Origin of the sequence: Rhodoferax bucti (assembly GCF_005876985.1) — a bacterium.
GTDB lineage: Bacteria > Pseudomonadota > Gammaproteobacteria > Burkholderiales > Burkholderiaceae_C > Allorhodoferax > Allorhodoferax bucti.
On the sequence record NZ_VAHD01000002.1, the window covers coordinates 279628 to 295811 of the forward strand.

General features: G+C 63.3%; 16 protein-coding genes. 4 read left to right on the forward strand and 12 right to left on the reverse strand.

The window, feature by feature from the left end; genetic code table 11:
• Positions 1-4: 4 nt before the first annotated feature.
• Entirely contained in the window at positions 5-541 is a 537-nt protein-coding gene (locus FDM28_RS07870) for an energy transducer TonB (RefSeq protein ID WP_240791947.1), read from the reverse strand.
• An 89-nt stretch (positions 542-630) separates the two neighbouring features.
• Here FDM28_RS07870 and xdhC point away from each other — a divergent pair, with 89 nt between their 5' ends.
• Both xdhC and FDM28_RS07880 read left to right on the forward strand, forming a co-directional pair.
• Positions 631-1452 (forward strand): xanthine dehydrogenase accessory protein XdhC, encoded by an 822-nt coding sequence (gene xdhC, locus FDM28_RS07875; RefSeq protein WP_138514612.1) that lies wholly within the window; start codon positions 631-633, stop codon positions 1450-1452.
• A gap of 13 nt (positions 1453-1465) precedes the next feature.
• A complete protein-coding gene (locus FDM28_RS07880) occupies positions 1466-2692 on the forward strand; it encodes a urate hydroxylase PuuD (protein ID WP_138514613.1) in 1227 nt (408 codons plus the stop codon).
• Here FDM28_RS07880 and FDM28_RS07885 read toward each other — a convergent pair.
• The 11 genes from FDM28_RS07885 to FDM28_RS07935 all read right to left on the reverse strand — a co-directional run bounded on the left by FDM28_RS07885 (position 2655) and on the right by FDM28_RS07935 (position 13863).
• On the reverse strand, positions 2655-4004 hold the full coding sequence (locus FDM28_RS07885; RefSeq protein ID WP_138514614.1) for a tetratricopeptide repeat protein: 1350 nt from the start codon (positions 4002-4004) through the stop codon (positions 2655-2657). The two genes, FDM28_RS07880 and FDM28_RS07885, sit on opposite strands and share 38 nt — an antisense overlap.
• Before the next feature lie 13 nt (positions 4005-4017).
• Complete coding sequence (locus FDM28_RS07890; RefSeq protein WP_138514615.1) at positions 4018-4644, reverse strand: LysE family translocator; 627 nt, start codon at positions 4642-4644, stop codon at positions 4018-4020.
• Positions 4645-4790: 146 nt separating this feature from the next.
• On the reverse strand, positions 4791-5678 hold the full coding sequence (locus tag FDM28_RS07895) for a 2-hydroxy-3-oxopropionate reductase (RefSeq protein WP_138514616.1): 888 nt from the start codon (positions 5676-5678) through the stop codon (positions 4791-4793).
• 146 nt (positions 5679-5824) lie between these two features.
• Positions 5825-6607: a 2-dehydro-3-deoxyglucarate aldolase gene (gene garL, locus FDM28_RS07900; protein ID WP_138514617.1), complete on the reverse strand. Its 783-nt coding sequence runs from the start codon at positions 6605-6607 to the stop codon at positions 5825-5827.
• A 26-nt stretch (positions 6608-6633) separates the two neighbouring features.
• Positions 6634-8253, reverse strand: a complete 1620-nt coding sequence (gene garD / locus FDM28_RS07905) for a galactarate dehydratase (protein WP_138514618.1) — start codon at positions 8251-8253, stop codon at positions 6634-6636.
• A 7-nt stretch (positions 8254-8260) separates the two neighbouring features.
• Positions 8261-9232, reverse strand: a complete 972-nt coding sequence (locus FDM28_RS07910) for a Bug family tripartite tricarboxylate transporter substrate binding protein (RefSeq protein WP_138514619.1) — start codon at positions 9230-9232, stop codon at positions 8261-8263.
• Between the two features lie 21 nt (positions 9233-9253).
• Positions 9254-10549, reverse strand: a complete 1296-nt coding sequence (locus FDM28_RS07915) for a TRAP transporter large permease (RefSeq protein ID WP_138514620.1) — start codon at positions 10547-10549, stop codon at positions 9254-9256.
• Entirely contained in the window at positions 10540-11028 is a 489-nt protein-coding gene (locus FDM28_RS07920; protein ID WP_138514621.1) for a TRAP transporter small permease, read from the reverse strand. Before FDM28_RS07920 ends, FDM28_RS07915 begins: the two co-directional genes overlap by 10 nt.
• Before the next feature lie 62 nt (positions 11029-11090).
• Positions 11091-12059: a TRAP transporter substrate-binding protein gene (locus FDM28_RS07925; RefSeq protein WP_138514622.1), complete on the reverse strand. Its 969-nt coding sequence runs from the start codon at positions 12057-12059 to the stop codon at positions 11091-11093.
• A 44-nt stretch (positions 12060-12103) separates the two neighbouring features.
• Positions 12104-13030 (reverse strand): SMP-30/gluconolactonase/LRE family protein, encoded by a 927-nt coding sequence (locus tag FDM28_RS07930; RefSeq protein WP_138514623.1) that lies wholly within the window; start codon positions 13028-13030, stop codon positions 12104-12106.
• A complete protein-coding gene (locus FDM28_RS07935) occupies positions 13027-13863 on the reverse strand; it encodes an NAD-dependent epimerase/dehydratase family protein (protein WP_138514624.1) in 837 nt (278 codons plus the stop codon). The genes FDM28_RS07930 and FDM28_RS07935 overlap by 4 nt, the downstream gene beginning before the upstream one ends.
• A gap of 85 nt (positions 13864-13948) precedes the next feature.
• On the opposite strand from FDM28_RS07935, the gene FDM28_RS07940 reads away from it, so the two are divergent.
• Entirely contained in the window at positions 13949-14728 is a 780-nt protein-coding gene (locus tag FDM28_RS07940; RefSeq protein ID WP_138514625.1) for a FadR/GntR family transcriptional regulator, read from the forward strand.
• Positions 14729-14799: 71 nt separating this feature from the next.
• The gene (gudD, locus tag FDM28_RS07945; RefSeq protein ID WP_138514626.1) at positions 14800-16152 is read left to right on the forward strand and encodes a glucarate dehydratase; all 1353 of its coding nucleotides are present in this window, start codon (positions 14800-14802) and stop codon (positions 16150-16152) included.
• The last annotated feature ends 32 nt before the right edge of the window (positions 16153-16184 follow it).

Consider the following 16184-nt stretch of genomic DNA (forward strand, 5'->3'; position numbering starts at 1 on the left):
CCCATTACATCTGGCCTTCGGTCAAGGTATCCAGTTGAAAACGCCCACTCTTGTGCCACAGCCACGTATCGGTGTACGTGACCTTGCCCATGCGCACCGGCGCGGGGTAAGGGGCGGCGGCGCGCACCGAGCGCTCGATGTCGGCCATGACCTCCGGGGCGTGGCTGGGCGCGCGCATCCAGCGGATATCGGTGACCTGACCCAGGCGGTCGATATCCACCTGCAACACGCCTACGGCGTAGAGCAGGGGCGGCAATTTGCCGGTGTAGATACGGTTGCTGTTTTTGGAATAGAGGTGGCTGGCTGCATCGCGCCGGTAATCGCGGGGCGTTGGCGCCTGGGACACCATGGCGGGTTGGGCCGGCACGCCGGGCACGGCCACAGGCGCAGCCGGCGGGGTGGGAGCTTGGGCGACGGGCGGTTTGGCCGGCTCGGTTTTGAGCATGCCGCAGGCACTGAGCAGTGCGAGCAGGCCGAGGCAAAGGCTGGTTTTCAAGCCGCGCGTGTGCGCGGCCGGGTTCATCAACGACGGTGTGGGCATGGCATGTCTCCTGGCAGGTCTTGGCCCGCGTACTGTGCCGCAAATTATGCGGGCAGTGCGGCCGCAGGTGTTGAAAAAGGTATCTGTTTGTGAGCCCGCTTGCTCTCTTGCACACGGTATTGGCCCAGCAGACGGCCGTGCTGGTGACCGTACATGCCACGCGTGGCTCGGTGCCCCGTGAGGTGGGGGCCTGGATGGCGGTGACCCTGCAGCAGTTGATCAGCACGGTGGGCGGTGGCCGCCTAGAGCTGGATGCGACTGCGCTGGCCCAGCGTTTGTTGCAATCGCACATGCAGGGCGAGCCGGTGCCCGCGCAGGTGCACAGCTTTGCCTTGGGGCCGAGCTTGGGCCAATGCTGCGGCGGGCAAGTCAGCCTGCAATTTGAAGTGGTGGGGCCGGCAGACCAGGACGCTGTGCAACAGCGCTTGCGCCCCAAGCACTGGCCGCTGGGCCTGTTTGGCGGAGGCCATGTCGGCCAGGCACTGGTGCAGGTGCTGGAGCGCTTGCCGTTTGACGTGACCTGGGTGGACAGCCGCGACGGCGTGTTCCCCGAGGTGGTGCCTGCGAATGTGCAGTGCGAGCACTCCGACCCGGTGCAGGCGGCGGTGGCCGATTTGCCGCAGGGCGCCCGGGTACTGATCATGAGCTTCAGCCACGCCGAAGACCTGGACATCGTGGCCGCCTGCCTGCAGCGCCAGCGTGCGGCGGGCGATTTGCCCTATGTGGGCCTGATTGGCAGCCACACCAAATGGGCCACCTTCCGGCGGCGTCTGGCCGAGCGTGGCTATACCGAGGCCGAGTTGGCGCATGTGACTTGCCCCATCGGCGTGCCGGGGGTGAACGACAAGCGCCCGGAAATCATTGCGGTCGCGGTGGCGGCCCAACTCTTGCAAGTCAACAACAAGTTTTGAGGAGAACCTTTGCATGGAAAGCTATTTACTCGACTGGGCCAACCTGCTCTTGCGCTGGGTGCACGTCATCACCGCCATCGCGTGGATAGGCTCCTCGTTCTACTTTGTGTTTTTGGACAGCAGCCTCACGCCGCCGGTGGACGAGGACCTGAAAAAGCAGGGCGTGAGCGGTGAGCTGTGGGCAGTGCACGGCGGCGGCTTCTACCACCCGGTGAAGTTCGCCGGGGCGCCCCCCAAGCTGCCCGAGAACCTGCACTGGTTTTACTGGGAGAGTTACAGCACCTGGCTGACCGGCTTTTCGCTGTTCACCGTGTCCTACCTGTGGAACGCGCGCACCTACCTGATTGATGCCTCCGTCAAGGCCTGGCACCCGCATGCCGCCATTGCCGTGGCGCTGGCATTTCTGGTGGTGTTCTGGTTGGCGTACGACCAGATTTGCCGCCGCTTCGGCCAACGCAAAAACGGGGATGCCATTGTCGGCGCGGGCGTGGCGGTGCTGGTGTGCATTGCCTCCTGGCTGGCCTGCCACTGGTTTGCGGGGCGCGCGGCGTTTTTGTTGATTGGCGCCATGCTCGCCACCACCATGAGCGCCAACGTGGCGCACTGGATCATTCCCGGCCAACGCAAGATGGTGGCCAGCATCAAGGCCGGTGAGCCGGTAGACCCGATTCACGGCTGGCGCGGCAAGCAGCGCAGCGTGCACAACACCTACTTCACGCTGCCTGTGTTGTTTGCCATGCTGAGCAACCACTACAGCTTTACCTACAGCCACCCGCAAAATTGGCTGGTACTCATCCTCATGATGTTTGCGGGGGCGGCCATTCGCCAGTTTTTTGTGCTGCGCCACGGCTACAAGCTGGGTCGCAACAGCCACCCCTGGCCCTATGCGGCGGTGGGGGTATTGGTCATTTTGGGGGCCTTGGTGTGGATGAAGCCCGAGCCACCAATTGCTATGAATTCAGGAGCTGCTCGAGCAGATTCCACAAGCGCTACAGCATCATTGGCTTATAAAGATATCAAGCCGGTGCTCGAACAGCGTTGCTACATGTGCCATGGCGAAGCAGTGCAGATGAAGAATGTGCGGCTGGACAGCCCGCAAGCCTTGGCCAGCCACGCACAGGCGGTGTACCAGCAGGTGGTGGTGACCAAAATCATGCCCATGAACAACGCCACCAACATCACCGACGCGGAGCGCGATGTGATCAAGCGCTGGTTTGAGGGCGGCGCAAAGACCGAATAGCCTGCGCGGCATCCGGTGCCTGCAGGCGGGCCATGAGCTGGGCGACGACCGAGGTCCAATCGCCCGCTGAGACCTGCCTGAACAATTGCAGCGACGGGTACCACGGCGTATCGCTGCGCTCGCGCATCCAGCGCCAGTCGGTCATATACGCGGGCAGCATCAACCAGCAGGGCACGCCTAGGGCGCCCGCGAGGTGGGCCACGGCGGTGTCCACGCTGACTACCAAATCCAGCCCGGCGAGCACCGCGGCAGTGTCGGCAAAGTCCCGCAAACCACCATCGACTGCGTGTAGCTGCGGCAGCGTGGGTTGCTTGTCTTTGTGAAGGTTGATCCACTGTGTGCCGGGCACGGCCAGTAGCGGGGCGAGCACCGAGTCATCGGCGATGGAGCGCTGGGCGTCGTGCGGAAAATCCGGGTTGCCCTGCCACACGATGCCGATGCGTAAATTGGCGTGGGTGGGCGGAGCGCCGGGTGCGAAATAGGGCGGTGTGGGGCCGTAGGGCGCAGCCTCGCTGCCGAGGTAGGCGGCCAGGCTCATCACCGGCACCCAGTAGTCCCAGTGGCGGGTGGTGAGGGCCACATCTGCTTCCTGCCAGCGGTACACCGCGTGCACGCCGGGTAGCTGCGCCATCAGGGGATGCAAGGGCGGCTGGCAGAGCACGGCGGTGTGTGTGGCACCTCGCGTTTGCAGCAGGGGGATGAAGCGGCTGAATTGCAGCATGTCGCCAAAGCCGGCGTCTTGCACTACCAAGATGTTTTTGCCTTGCAAGGGCTCGCCGCGCCAGCGGGGGCAGCGCCAGTCGTGGGCGTGGTGAATGGGCCACTGGCGTTGCTCCCACGCTTGCCATCCCTCTTGCAGGCGGCCTTCGCGCAGCAGCAGGCAGGCGAGGTTGAAGCGGGCATGCGGGTTGTCCGGCTGCAGGCAGGCTTCCGCCTCCGCGCCACGGTGGGTGTGGTCCAGCAAGCTGCCCAAGTTGCACCAGGCCGCCACCATGTCGGGTACGCGCTGAATGGCTTGCCGATAAGCCTGTTCGGCCATGTCTATCGAGCCGAGCCGGGCCAGCACGGTGCCTAGGTGCAGATGCACCTCAGGCAGATCGGGCGCCAGGTCGAGCGCATTACACAAGTGCTCTAGTGCCGTGGGTAAATCGCCCATCCCGTCCAGCACAAAAGCGAGGTTGATGTGCAGGGCTGCATCGTCAGAAGCGAGTGCTAAAGCCTTGTGCAGCGATGCCAAAGCCAGGGGCCACTGCCGTTGTTCTATGGCTTGCAGGGCCTCGTCCAGCAGGGCTTGTGCCGCGTCCTGCGCCATGGGGGTGTCGGGTTTAGCGCTGTGCCGTCGCCAGGCGCACCGCCAGGCCCACAAACACCACGCTGGCTACCCGGTTGAGTACCCGTTGCGCGGTGTGCGAGCGTTTGAACACCTGCCCGAAGCCGGCGGCAAACCAGGCCACGGTGCTGAAGGTGAGCAAAGCGGCCAGCATGAACACGGCACCCAGCGCCACGATCTGTAAGGCCATGGAGCCCTTGGCGGGGTCGGCGAACTGCGGCAGAAAGGCGAGGAAGAAGATGGCGACCTTGGGGTTGGTGATGTTCATCATCACGCCACGCAGATAGGTTTGCAGAGGCGTCATGGCTTCTTGCTGGGCCGTGTCGCTGATGCCCACCGGCGCATGCCAGGCCCCCCAGGCGAGGTAAAGCAGGTAGCCCGCGCCCAGCAACTTGAGCGCGGTGAAGGCCGCCGCAGATGCTGCAAACACCGCGGCCAAGCCCAGCGCCACGGCTGCCGTGTGAAACAGCAGACCGCTGCACAGCCCCAACACCACCAGCAGGCCCGCTTTACGCCCGTGCACGGCCGAATGCAGCAGCACAAACACGTTGTCGGGCCCGGGGGAGAGGGCTAATAGTACCGAGGCGGCGAAGAAGGTGAGGGTGGTTTGGAGCGTCAGCATGCCGCCATCCTACCGCGCGAAGCGGGGATGGTGGGTGAATGGCGCAGTGAGGTAAAGGAGGAGACCTGCGGCTTACCGCAGGTCGGGGGACACGAACGGAGCCGTTTACCCACCATCCACGCCCCACCGCAGAGAAACGAGAAAGCTCAGCCCTGCGCGACTTCGTGGGCACCCATGATTTCCAGCGCGCGTACCAGCGCCGAGTGGTCCAGCCTGGCCATGTCGTGGGCGGCGCACATCTGCATGAGCTGCGCGGCACCGGCGGTTTGCGGCAGGGCCAGGCCCATGGCCTTGGCGCCGCTCAGGGCGAGGTTCAGGTCCTTCTGGTGCAAGCCGATGCGAAAACCGGGGTTGAAGGTGCGCTTGACCATGCGCTCGCCATGCACTTCCAGAATGCGCGAGGCAGCAAAACCGCCCATCAACGCCTGGCGCACCTTGGCCGGATCAGCGCCGGCTTTGCTCGCAAACAGCAGGGCCTCGCCCACAGCGGCAATGTTGAGCGCCACGATGATCTGGTTGGCGACCTTGGTGGTTTGACCGTCGCCGTTGCCGCCCACCAGGGTGATGTTCTTGCCCATGTGCTGCAGCAGGGGCAGCACGGTGGCGAAGGTGGCTTCTTCGGCGCCCACCATGATGGTGAGGCTGGCGGCCTTGGCACCCACTTCACCACCCGACACTGGTGCGTCCACATACTGGCAGCCCAGCGCATTGATCTTGGCCGCGAAGGCCTTGGTGTCGATGGGCGAGATGGAGCTCATGTCCACCACCGTCTTGCCGGCGCTCAGGCCTCCGGCCACGCCGTTGGCGCCGAACAGCACGAGTTCCACATCCGGGGTGTCCGGCAGCATCAAAAAAATGATGTCGGCTTTTTGCGCTACTTCTTGCGCGCTGACACAGGGCTTGCCGCCGGCTTGCAGCAAGGCGTCGGGTACGTTACCGCGTGTGTTCAGGTAGACGGTGTGGCCGGCGGCCAGCAAGTGGCCTGCCATGGGGGCGCCCATGATGCCGAGTCCGATAAATCCAAGAGTGGTCATAGTGTTGGAGTGAGGTAGTAAGAAAAAAGTGTTGGAGCCAAGGAGGCTGGGGCGGAGCGCGTTCTGCGCAGGTCAAGGAGGAGCCCGAAGGGCGGGGGACACGGAGCAGAACGCGCTGCGCCCCAGCCTCCGTCCCTGCAAAGACATCAGCTGAGGTAGCGATCCCGCAAAGCCTGCGTAGCGTTGCGGAACAGCCCCAAGTCGCTGCCCACCGCCACAAAGGTCGCGCCCATTTCCATATAACGGCGCGCATCCGCCTCCACGGGCGCCAGGATGCCGGTGGGCTTGCCCTGCGCCTTGGCCTGGGCAAACACATGGGCAATGGCGGCTTGCACCTCCGGGTGGTTGGCGTTGCCCAAATGCCCATAGCCTGCAGCGAGGTCGGAGGGACCCACAAAAATGCAGTCCACACCGGGTACGGCCGCAATCTCGCCGCTGGCGGCTACCGCCTCGCGGCTCTCGATCTGCACGGCCACACACATGTGCCGGTTGGCTTCCTGGAAGTAGTTGGCCACCGAGCCGTAGCGGTTGCTGCGCTGGGCCACCGACACGCCGCGCATGCCTTCAGGCGGGTAGCGGGTGGCGGCCACAGCCTGGCGTGCTTCGTCGGCACTTTGCACAAAAGGCACCAAAAAGTTGTAGAAACCAGCGTCCAGCAGGCGCTTGATTTCGATGGCGTTGTTGCTGGTGGGGCGCACAAAAGGCGCACTCACGCTGTCCTTGAGCGCCATCAGTTGTGGCACAAAGGTAATCACGTCGTTGGGCGAGTGCTCGCCGTCCAGCAGGATCCAGTCAAAACCAGCGACACCCAGCACCTCGGTGCTGATGGGGCTGGCCAACGAGGCCCAGCAGCCGATCAGGCGCTTGCCGGCGAGCAGGTCTTGCTTGAACTGGTTAGGAAACGGGCGGTAAGGGGTGGGGTAGCTCATGGCGGGCCTCGGTGAAGTCGGGTAAATCAGGTAATAGGGGCCGGGTTGAAGAGCACCAGCGCGTTGTGCAGCTTCCAGTGCTCGGCCCAGGTTTTTTTGCGGCCACTGGCCACCTCCAACATCAGGTGGAAGAGTTCCCAGCCCATGTCTTCGATGGTGGCCTCGCCATCGGCAATGCGGCCAGCGTTAACGTCCATCAGGTCGTGCCAGCGGCGCGCGAGGTCGGTGCGGGTGGCCACCTTGATGACCGGGCACTCGGCCAGGCCGTAGGGTGTGCCCCGGCCGGTGGTGAACACATGCAGGTTCATGCCGGCGGCCAGCTGCAGCGTGCCGCAGATGAAGTCGCTGGCCGGGGTGGCGGCGTAGTGCAGCCCTTTGTGCCGCAGCTTCTCGCCCGGCGAGAGCACGCCACTGATAGGGGCGGTGCCGGACTTGATGATGGAGCCCATGGCCTTCTCCACGATGTTGGAGAGGCCGCCGGCCTTGTTGCCGGGGGTTGTGTTGGCGCTGCGGTCGGCTTGGCCGCGGCCCAGGTAGGCGTCGTACCAGGCCATTTCGCGGGCCATGGCATCGGCCACCTCGGGGGTGGTGGCGCGGGCGGTCATCTGCTCAATGGCGTCACGCACTTCGGTGGTCTCTGAGAACATCACCGTGGCGCCAGCGCGCACCAGCAGGTCGGTGCAAAACCCCACCGCCGGGTTGGCTGTGACACCCGAGAAGGCATCGCTGCCACCGCACTGCACGCCCACCACCAGCTCGCTGACGGGAATGGTTTCACGGCGACGCGCGTTGAGCCGCTCCAGGTGGGGCACGGCGCTGGCGAGCACCGAGTCAATCATGCTCATGAAGCCCACATGCTTGTCAGCTTGCAGGCACACCACGTCGAGCTCCGGCGCTGTTGGAGTGTCCAATGTGCATGTAGCGCTCGTATTGCTTGCGCGGGTAGCTACTATTTCGATAGCACGCTGCTCGGCGGGGAATAGGCGCTCAGGCTGCAGCTTTTCGCAGCCCAGGCTCACCACTATCACCTCGCCACCAAAGTTGGGGTTCTTGGAGATGTTGCGCAGCGTGCGGATGGGGATGATGGCGTCGGGCGCATCAATCGCCACGCCGCAGCCGTAGGCGTGTTCCAGGCCAATCACGTCATCCACGTTGGGGTAGCGCGGCAGCAGCTCGGCCTTGATGCGTTGCACCGCAAAGTCCACCACGCCGGCCACGCATTGCACTGTGGTGGTGATAGCCAGAATGTTGCGCGTACCCACCGAGCCATCGGCGTTGCGGTAGCCCTCAAAGGTGTAGCCGGTGAGGGGCTCGGCGCTCCAGGCGGGGGCCGTGGCTTGGGGCAGATCGGTCAGCGCTCGGGCTTCGGGCATGTGCAGCAGGCGCTCATGCACCCAGGCACCGGCGGGAATGTCCTTGAGCGCATAGCCGATGGGCACGTTGTAGCGCAGCACGGCAGCGTCTTGGGGGATGGCGGTCAACGCCACCTTGTGGCCTTGGGGCACGCGGTCCACCAGGGTGACGCCATCGGGCAGCACCGCACCCACGGGCAGGCCGCCGTCGTTGACCACGATAGCCACGTTGTCCGCCGCGTGCATGCGGATGCTGCGCGGTGAATCTTGTTGCGTAGAGGGAGTCGAACTCATGGGGGCATCAATCCGCTTTGATGTTGCGGGCGCTGATTAGCTTTTGCCAGCGCACGTATTCGGCTGCCTGGTAGCTGGCAAATTGCTCCGGGGTGTTGAGCACCAACTCAAAGCCCAGCTCCAGCAGCTTGGGGGCCACTGCGGGGTCTTTGATGGAAGCCACGATGGCCTCATGGATGCGCTTTTTGATGTCCGCCGGCAGGCCCTTGGGTGCCGCCACTGCTTGCCAGGAGTTGACGTTGGCTTCTTTGACGCCGCTTTCTTCCAAGGTGGGCACCTCGGGCAGCAAAGGCGAGCGCTTGGCACTGGTGATGGCCAATGCGCGCAACTTGCCGGCTTTGATCTGGGGCAGGGCCGTGTTGATGTTCATGAACGAGCAATCGACCTGATTGCCGAGCAGGTCGGTCATCACCGGGCCGCCGCCTTTGTAGGGGATATGCACACCGCTGGTGCCGGTTTGTTGCCAGAACAGCTCGGCCGTCAGGTGGTCGCTGCTGCCGTTGCCTGACGAGGCAAAGCTCATCTTGTCCGGGTTGGCTTTGAGGTAGCTGATGACTTCGGGCACCGACTTGCGCGCCGAGGCCGCAGGTACCACCAGCACGTTGGGCGCTTGCGCCACGATGGTGATGGGGTCCAGGTCCTTGAGCGCGTCGTAGTTCGCTTTGATCAGGTGCGGCGCAATCACAAAGGGCCCGAGAGACGACACCAGAAAGGTGTGACCGTCTGCCGGTGCGCGTGCCACTTGCGCGGCGCCAATGGTGCCGGTGGCCCCGGCCTTGTTGTCCACGATGAAGGTGAAGCCGGCGCCCAGTTTCTCAGCCATCTTGGTGGAGAGGGCACGGGCAATCAGGTCGGTAGATCCGCCTGGTGGAAAAGGTACCACCAGGGTGATGGGCTTGGCCGGCCATGTATCGGCCCAGCCCAGTGTGGGGGCGGCGGCCAGGGCCAGCCCGGTGTGCAAAAGGTGTCTACGTTGCATAGTGTGCTCCTTGAGGGGCGGTCAATGTCCAAGAACGAAAGTGGGTAGCCACAGCGAGAACGTGGGCACATAAGTCACCAGCGCGAGGCAGGCCAGCAGGGCTCCGTAAAACGGCAGGATGGAGCGCATGACTTCACCCACCGAGATGCCGCCGATGGCACACCCGACCGCCTGGGTTGTCCCCACGGGAGGAGTGTTGAGGCCCAGTGCGCAATTGATCAAAATCACCACGCCGAACTGCGTCGGGTCCATGCCAAATTTCTGGGCAATCGGCAGGAAGATGGGGGTGCAGATCAGCAGTGTAGGCGCCATGTCCAAGAAGGTGCCCAGCACGAACAAGGCCACGTTGATCATCAAAAAGATCATCCAGGGGTTCTGGGTCACGGTGCTCATGAGCTCACCGGTGCGCTCAGGCACTTCGTACATCGCCAGGAAGTAGCCGAAGGCATTTGAGATGCCGATTAGGAACAACACCACCCCGGTGGTCTTGCAGGCCTTGGCGCAGGACTTGATGAAGTCATTCCACGACAACGAGCGGTAGGCCACGGCAGTGATCAGCAAGGCCCACAGCACCGCCGTAGCGGCAGACTCGGTGGCGGTGAATACGCCCGACAAAATACCCACCAAAATGATGCCCACAATCAGCAGGCCCGGCAGCGCGGCCAGGAAGCTGTTGCCCACCTCTCCCCAACCGGGGAAAGCGCCGCGTGTGGGGTAGCCGCGTTTGATGGCCACACCATAGGCGGCCAGCAGGTTCAGGCCGGTCAGCAAGAGGGCTGGCACCACGCAGGCGAGCATCATGCCCAGCACGCTCACCGAGGCAATGCCTGCGGTGGCCAGGGTGTACAAAATCAGGTTGTGGCTGGTGGGCATCAATGCGCCGACCAGGGATGCGTGGGTGGTCACGTTCACCGCGTAGTCGGTGTCGTAGCCTTCCTTCTTCATCAGCGGAATCATCACCGAGCCCATGGCGGACACATCGGCCACGGGGGAGCCGGCCACGCCGCCGAACAAGGTGCAACCCACCACGTTGGACATGCCCAAGCCGCCGCGTACATGGCCCACCATGCTGTTGGCAAAGCGCACGATGCGGTGGGCAATGCCGCCGTGCAGCATCAGCTCACCGGCAAAAATAAAGAAGGGGATGGCCAGGAAGGAGAACACCTGCATGCCCCCCACCATCTTCTGAAACACCACCGCCACCGGCAAACCGGCAGTAATGATGGTGGCCACCGACGACAGGCCTACCGCAAAGCCCACCGGCACGCCGATGATCAACAGCAAGCCAAAGCTCACACCCAAAACAATCAGTTCCATGCCGGCACCACTTCCTTGCCCTGCAGCAGGGCGATCACATGTTCAACAGTAAAGAGCACCACCAGCACGCCGGCGATGATGAGCGGCACGTAGTCCATGCTGGAGGGGATGGGCAGCATGGGTTTTTGGTCGTTCCACTTGAGGGCGGCCCAGATGTAGCCGTTGTAGGCCATGAGCGCGCCGAAGATGCCGACCAGAATGTGGATCAGGATTTCCAGCTTCAGGCGCAGCTTTTCGGGCAGCAGGCTGATGATGGAGTCCATGCCGATGTGGCCGGCGTCGCGTACGCCCACCGCCACGCCCAGCGCGGTGATGTAGAGCACCAGCAGCAAGGCCAAGGCCTCGGCCCAGGTGGGGGTGTCGTTAAACACATAGCGCCCGATGACCTGGTATTGCACGCAGGCGATGAGCACGATAAGGCCAGCCACTGCAAGCATCAGACTGAGCTTGGAGAGCGTGGCACAGAAGCGGGTATACATGAACAGCTCCGGTGGGTGGGAAACACACCCCGGCAGAGCGCCGGGGTGTTCAAACGACACGTTTACTTGGTGTCTTGCACGGCCTTCACCAGGCGCTTCATGTCAGGGGTGTTGGCGAACTTGTCGTAGACCGGGCCCATCACGTCCTGGAAGGATTTTTTGTCCACTTCCACGATCTCGGTGCCGGCGGCCTTCACCATGTCGTACTCTTTCTTCTCGTAGGCCGCCCAGGCCGTGCGGTTGAATGCGACAGATGCTTTGGCCGCTGCACGAATCTGGTCTTGCTCCGCCTTGGACAGCTTGTCAAACGTGGCTTTGGAGAACAACAGCACCTCAGGGGCCATGGAGTGCTCGGTCTTGTTGTAGTACTTGGCGGCCTCAAAGTGGCGGCTGCCCGAGCCATACGAGGGGTAGTTGTTTTCCGCCGCATCGATGATGCCGGTCTTGAGCGCGGTCATCACTTCACCAAACGGCATGGGGGTGGGGTTGGCGCCCATGGCCGCGGTCAAGGCGACCCACAGGTCAGACTGCTGCACGCGGATTTTCAAGCCCTTGGTGTCGGCCACCGACTTGATGGGCTTCTTGCTGTAAATGGAGCGCGCACCGGAGTCGTAGTAGGCCAGCAGCACAAAGCCTTGGGCTTCGCAGTCCTTGGCAATTTCGTCGCCGATGGGGCCGTCCAGCACTTTGTGCAAGTGGTCCACCGAGCGGAACAGGAAGGGCAGCACCGGGATGTTGGTCTTGGCGCACACCGAGTTCATGGGGCTGATGTTCACGCGCACCATGTCGAGTGCGCCGATCTTCACCTGGTCGATGGTTTCCTTCTCGGTGCCCAAGGCGCCCTTGTTGAACACCTTGATGCTGTTCTTGCCGCCGGAGGCCTTCTTGAGCTCTTCACTCATGAACTTGACGGCGGTGACGGTGGGGTAGTCGTCCGAGTTGTGGATGTCGGCGGACTTGAACTCTGCAGCATGCGCTGCGAAGCTCAGTGCAGTCACGGCGGCGGCCAGGACGGTAGGTACGAGTTTCATGTTGTCTCCTCTGATGGGATTGGTGGGGGTTAGCGAACGGAAAACTATCGAACGGGAAAGCGGGAAAACACAGGCTCCGGCAGGCCTTGCACGCCGGGCTCCAGTACCAGCAGGGCACCGTCCAGCGCGGTATCAAAGCCGGGCACCGGTGCGGCAGGGCGGATGGAGGTGATGAACAGGTGGCGCAACTCAGGCCCGCCAAAGGCACACATGGCCGGCTTGCTGACCGGTACGGCGATGGACTGAAGCAACGCGCCCTGGGGGCTGAAGCGGTGTACCTGGCCCGCGTCGTTGCCGCAGATCCAGTAGCAGCCTTCGGCATCTACCGCAGCACCATCGGGGCGGCCGGGCAGGGCTTGCATGTCCACCCACGCGGTCTGCGGGCCCCAAGTGCCGGTGGCGCCGTCAAACGTGTGCTGCCAGATTTTTTGCATGCGGGGGTGCGAGTCAGACAGGTAAGCGGTGGCCCCATCGGGGCTGAAAGCCATGCCGTTGGGGGTGATGTAGCCCTGCAGCACCGGGCCGCGCAGGCCACTGGTGTCAAGGCAGTAAATGCCACCGGCAGCGCTGGCCAGGCCCATGTCGCGCACCATGGTGCCCGCCCAGAAACGGCCTTGGCGGTCGCAGCGGCCATCGTTGAAGCGCATGCCGGGTTGGGGGTGGCTTACGCCTGTCAGTAGGCTGATGTGTGCCAGCGGGGGCTCGGCCAGCGTCACTTCAAAAATGCCGGTTTCCATGGCGGCAATCAGGGTGCCACGGTCGCTGAGGGCGATGCAGCCCACGCGCTCGGGCAAGGTCCAGCTGCTTTGAACACGGGTCGCCCAGTCGAGGCGGTGGATGCAAGGAGCTTCAATGTCCACCCAATACAGGCATTGGTCGTCAACCGACCATACGGGGCTCTCGCCCACCTGGTCGCGGCCGGTGCTCAAGCACTCCACAGGCAGGGTGCGGGGCTGCACTGTAGTGCTCATGCCTTCTTCTTGGCGGGCAGGTGCGCCGTCATCGGCTCACCCTGAAACAAAAAGCCGCCGCCCTGGTAAATCACCGCAGGGTCGGTCACATCGGGCTCGGGCGTGCGGGCATACACCGCTTCGCGAAACGGGTCGGAGCTGTCCTGCGGCACATAGCCCACATGGCGGGCTGCGCTGTTGTCGTACCAAGTGACCGCGTTATCGGACATGCCGAAGATCGCGGTATGGCCCAGCACGGGGGTCGTCAGGCAGGCGGTGACCAGGCGGTGCAGGTCGTCAAAACTCAGCCAGCTCGCCAGCATGCGGCGGTCTTTGGGCTCGGCAAAGCTGGAGCCAATGCGCACGCACGCAGTCTCGATGCCGTAGCGGTCGTAGTACATGCGCGAGAGGTCTTCACCAAACGCCTTGCTCACGCCATACAGGCTGTCGGGGCGGGCAGGGTGGTTCAGGGTGATGGTTTCGCTTTGCTTGTAAAAGCCGGTGACATGGTTGGAGCTGGCAAACACCACGCGCTTCACGCCATGCTTGCGTGCTGCTTCGTACAGGTTGTAAACGCCTAGGATGTTGGCTTGCAGGATGGGCTCAAACGGCCCTTCCACGGATATGCCGCCGAAATGCACGATGGCATTCACGCCCTTCACCATGGCGTCCACCGCGGCGGCATCGGCTAGGTCGGCCAGCACCACTTCTTCACCCGCGCGGGCAGGGCCGACATCGCTCCGGTCGGAGAGGCGCAAGACCTCGCAATTGGCCTTCAGGCGGTCGCGCATCGCAGTGCCCAAGCCGCCTGCGGCGCCGGTCATCAGCAAAGTGTGGTGTACTTTGATTGTCATGAAATAGAGAGCTGAATTGTCAGTTGTATGTTGTCTGATGTGTTAAATTGTGGTCATCGTCTCAGACCGCGTCAAGGACTTTTCCATGGACCTAGTGCAAACCCCTAGAACACCCGCTGCGGCCTCTGCAAGCTCTGAATCTGCCGATGCCCTGCGTCCGCGCCGCTCCAAAGGCCTGGTGAATGAAGTGGTGGAAAGCCTCGCTGCCAGCATCCGCGAAGGCGCCATCCAGCCCGGGGCCAAGCTGCCCACCGAGTCTGAAATCATGACCCGCTTCGATGTGAGCCGCACTGTGGTGCGCGAGGCCATTTCGCGCTTGCAAGCCAACCGCTTGGTGGAGACGCGCCACGGCGTGGGCACCTTTGCGCTGGCGCCCCAAAGCAGTGGCAACTTCCAGATCGCTGACGTGGATTTCGCCACCGTGGCCGACGTGATTGCCCTGCTGGAGCTGCGTATTTCCTTGGAAACCGAGGCCGCCGGCTTGGCCGCCCAGCGCCGCACCGAGGCCAACCTGCAGGCCATGCAAGCCATGCTGGATGCTTTCCAAAAGTCGATCGAAGAAGATTCGGATGCCGTGCCCTCGGACTTCAGCTTTCACATGGAAGTCGCCAAGTCCACCGGCAACCGCCACTTTGCGGATTTGATGACCTACCTAGGCACCATGATCATTCCGCGTACCCGTATCAATACCGCCAGCAGTGCGCCGGAAGGGCGCTTGGCTTACCTGCAGCGGGTACATGGCGAACACGAATACATCTTCAATGCCATCCGCAATCAGGACGCGGATGCGGCCCGCGCCGCCATGCGAACCCATCTTGCCAACAGCAAGGACCGCTTGAGAAAGTCGCAGGTTGATGCGGTTTAGTTGTATGATGTCCTATATGTAGGGGCGCCACCCTTCCTTCCATTTCGAGCGCCCCGCTAAGGAGATTGACCATGACCCCGTCTGAAACTACCTCTGTGCGCGGCGCCCCTGTGGTGACTGCGCTACGCGTCATTCCGGTTGCCGGCCATGACGGCATGCTGATGAACCTGAGTGGTGCCCACGCACCGTTTTTTACCCGCAACATCGTCATCCTGACCGACAGCAGCGGCAACACCGGTGTGGGTGAAGTGCCCGGCGGCGAGAAGATCCGCCAGACGCTGGAAGATGCGGCCACTCTCGTGGTGGGTCAGGCAGTAGGCAACTACAACGCCATCCTCAACCGCATGCGCGAAGCCTTTGCCGCCCGCGACAGCGAGGGTCGTGGCCTGCAGACCTTCGATTTGCGTGTGGCGATTCACGCAGTGACCGCCGTAGAGAGCGCTTTGCTCGATTTGCTGGGCAAATTCCTGGGCGTGCCGGTGGCGGCTTTGCTGGGCGATGGCCAACAACGCAGCAGCGTGGCCGTGCTGGGTTACCTGTTTTATGTGGGCGACCGCCAGCAGACCGATTTGCCCTACATCAGCGAGCCGGATGAAGCCGACGACTGGAAGCGCCTGCGCCACGACAAAGCCATGGATGCCGACGGCGTGGTGCGCTTGGCCGAGGCCGCGTATGCGCGCTACGGTTTTCAAGATTTCAAGCTCAAAGGCGGTGTGCTGCGCGGCGAAGAAGAGGTGGAGGCCATCCGCGCCTTGCATGCCCGCTTCCCGCAAGCCCGCATCACCCTGGACCCGAACGGTGGCTGGCTGTTGAAGGACGCGGTGCGCCTGTGCCGTGATCTGCATGGCGTGATGGCCTATGCCGAAGACCCCTGTGGGGCTGAGGGTGTGTTTTCCGGCCGTGAAGTGGTGGCCGAGTTCCGCCGCGCCACCGGTCTGCCCACCGCCACCAACATGATTGCCACCGACTGGCGCGAGCTGGCACATTCGCTGGCCTTGCAGTCGGTGGACATTCCCTTGGCCGACCCGCATTTCTGGACCATGCAAGGCTCCGTACGCGTAGCGCAGGTCTGTCAGACCTGGGGGCTGACCTGGGGCTCGCACTCCAACAACCACTTTGACGTGTCTTTGGCTATGTTCACCCATGTGGCAGCCGCTGCACCGGGCAAGGTCACGGCGATTGACACGCACTGGATCTGGCAAGACGGCCAGCGCCTCACCCAAGACCCACTGCAGATCGTGGGTGGGCAGATTGCGGTGCCCACCACGCCCGGTTTGGGGGTGGAGCTGGACATGGCGGAGGTGGAAAAAGCCCATCAGCTCTACCTGCAGCACGGCCTGGGCGCGCGCAACGACGCCGTGGCCATGCAGTACCTGATCCCTGGCTGGAAGTTCGATCCCAAGCGCCCCTGCCTGGTGCGTTGAGGCTCGAGTTGGCCTCTAGCGCCCGTCGATAT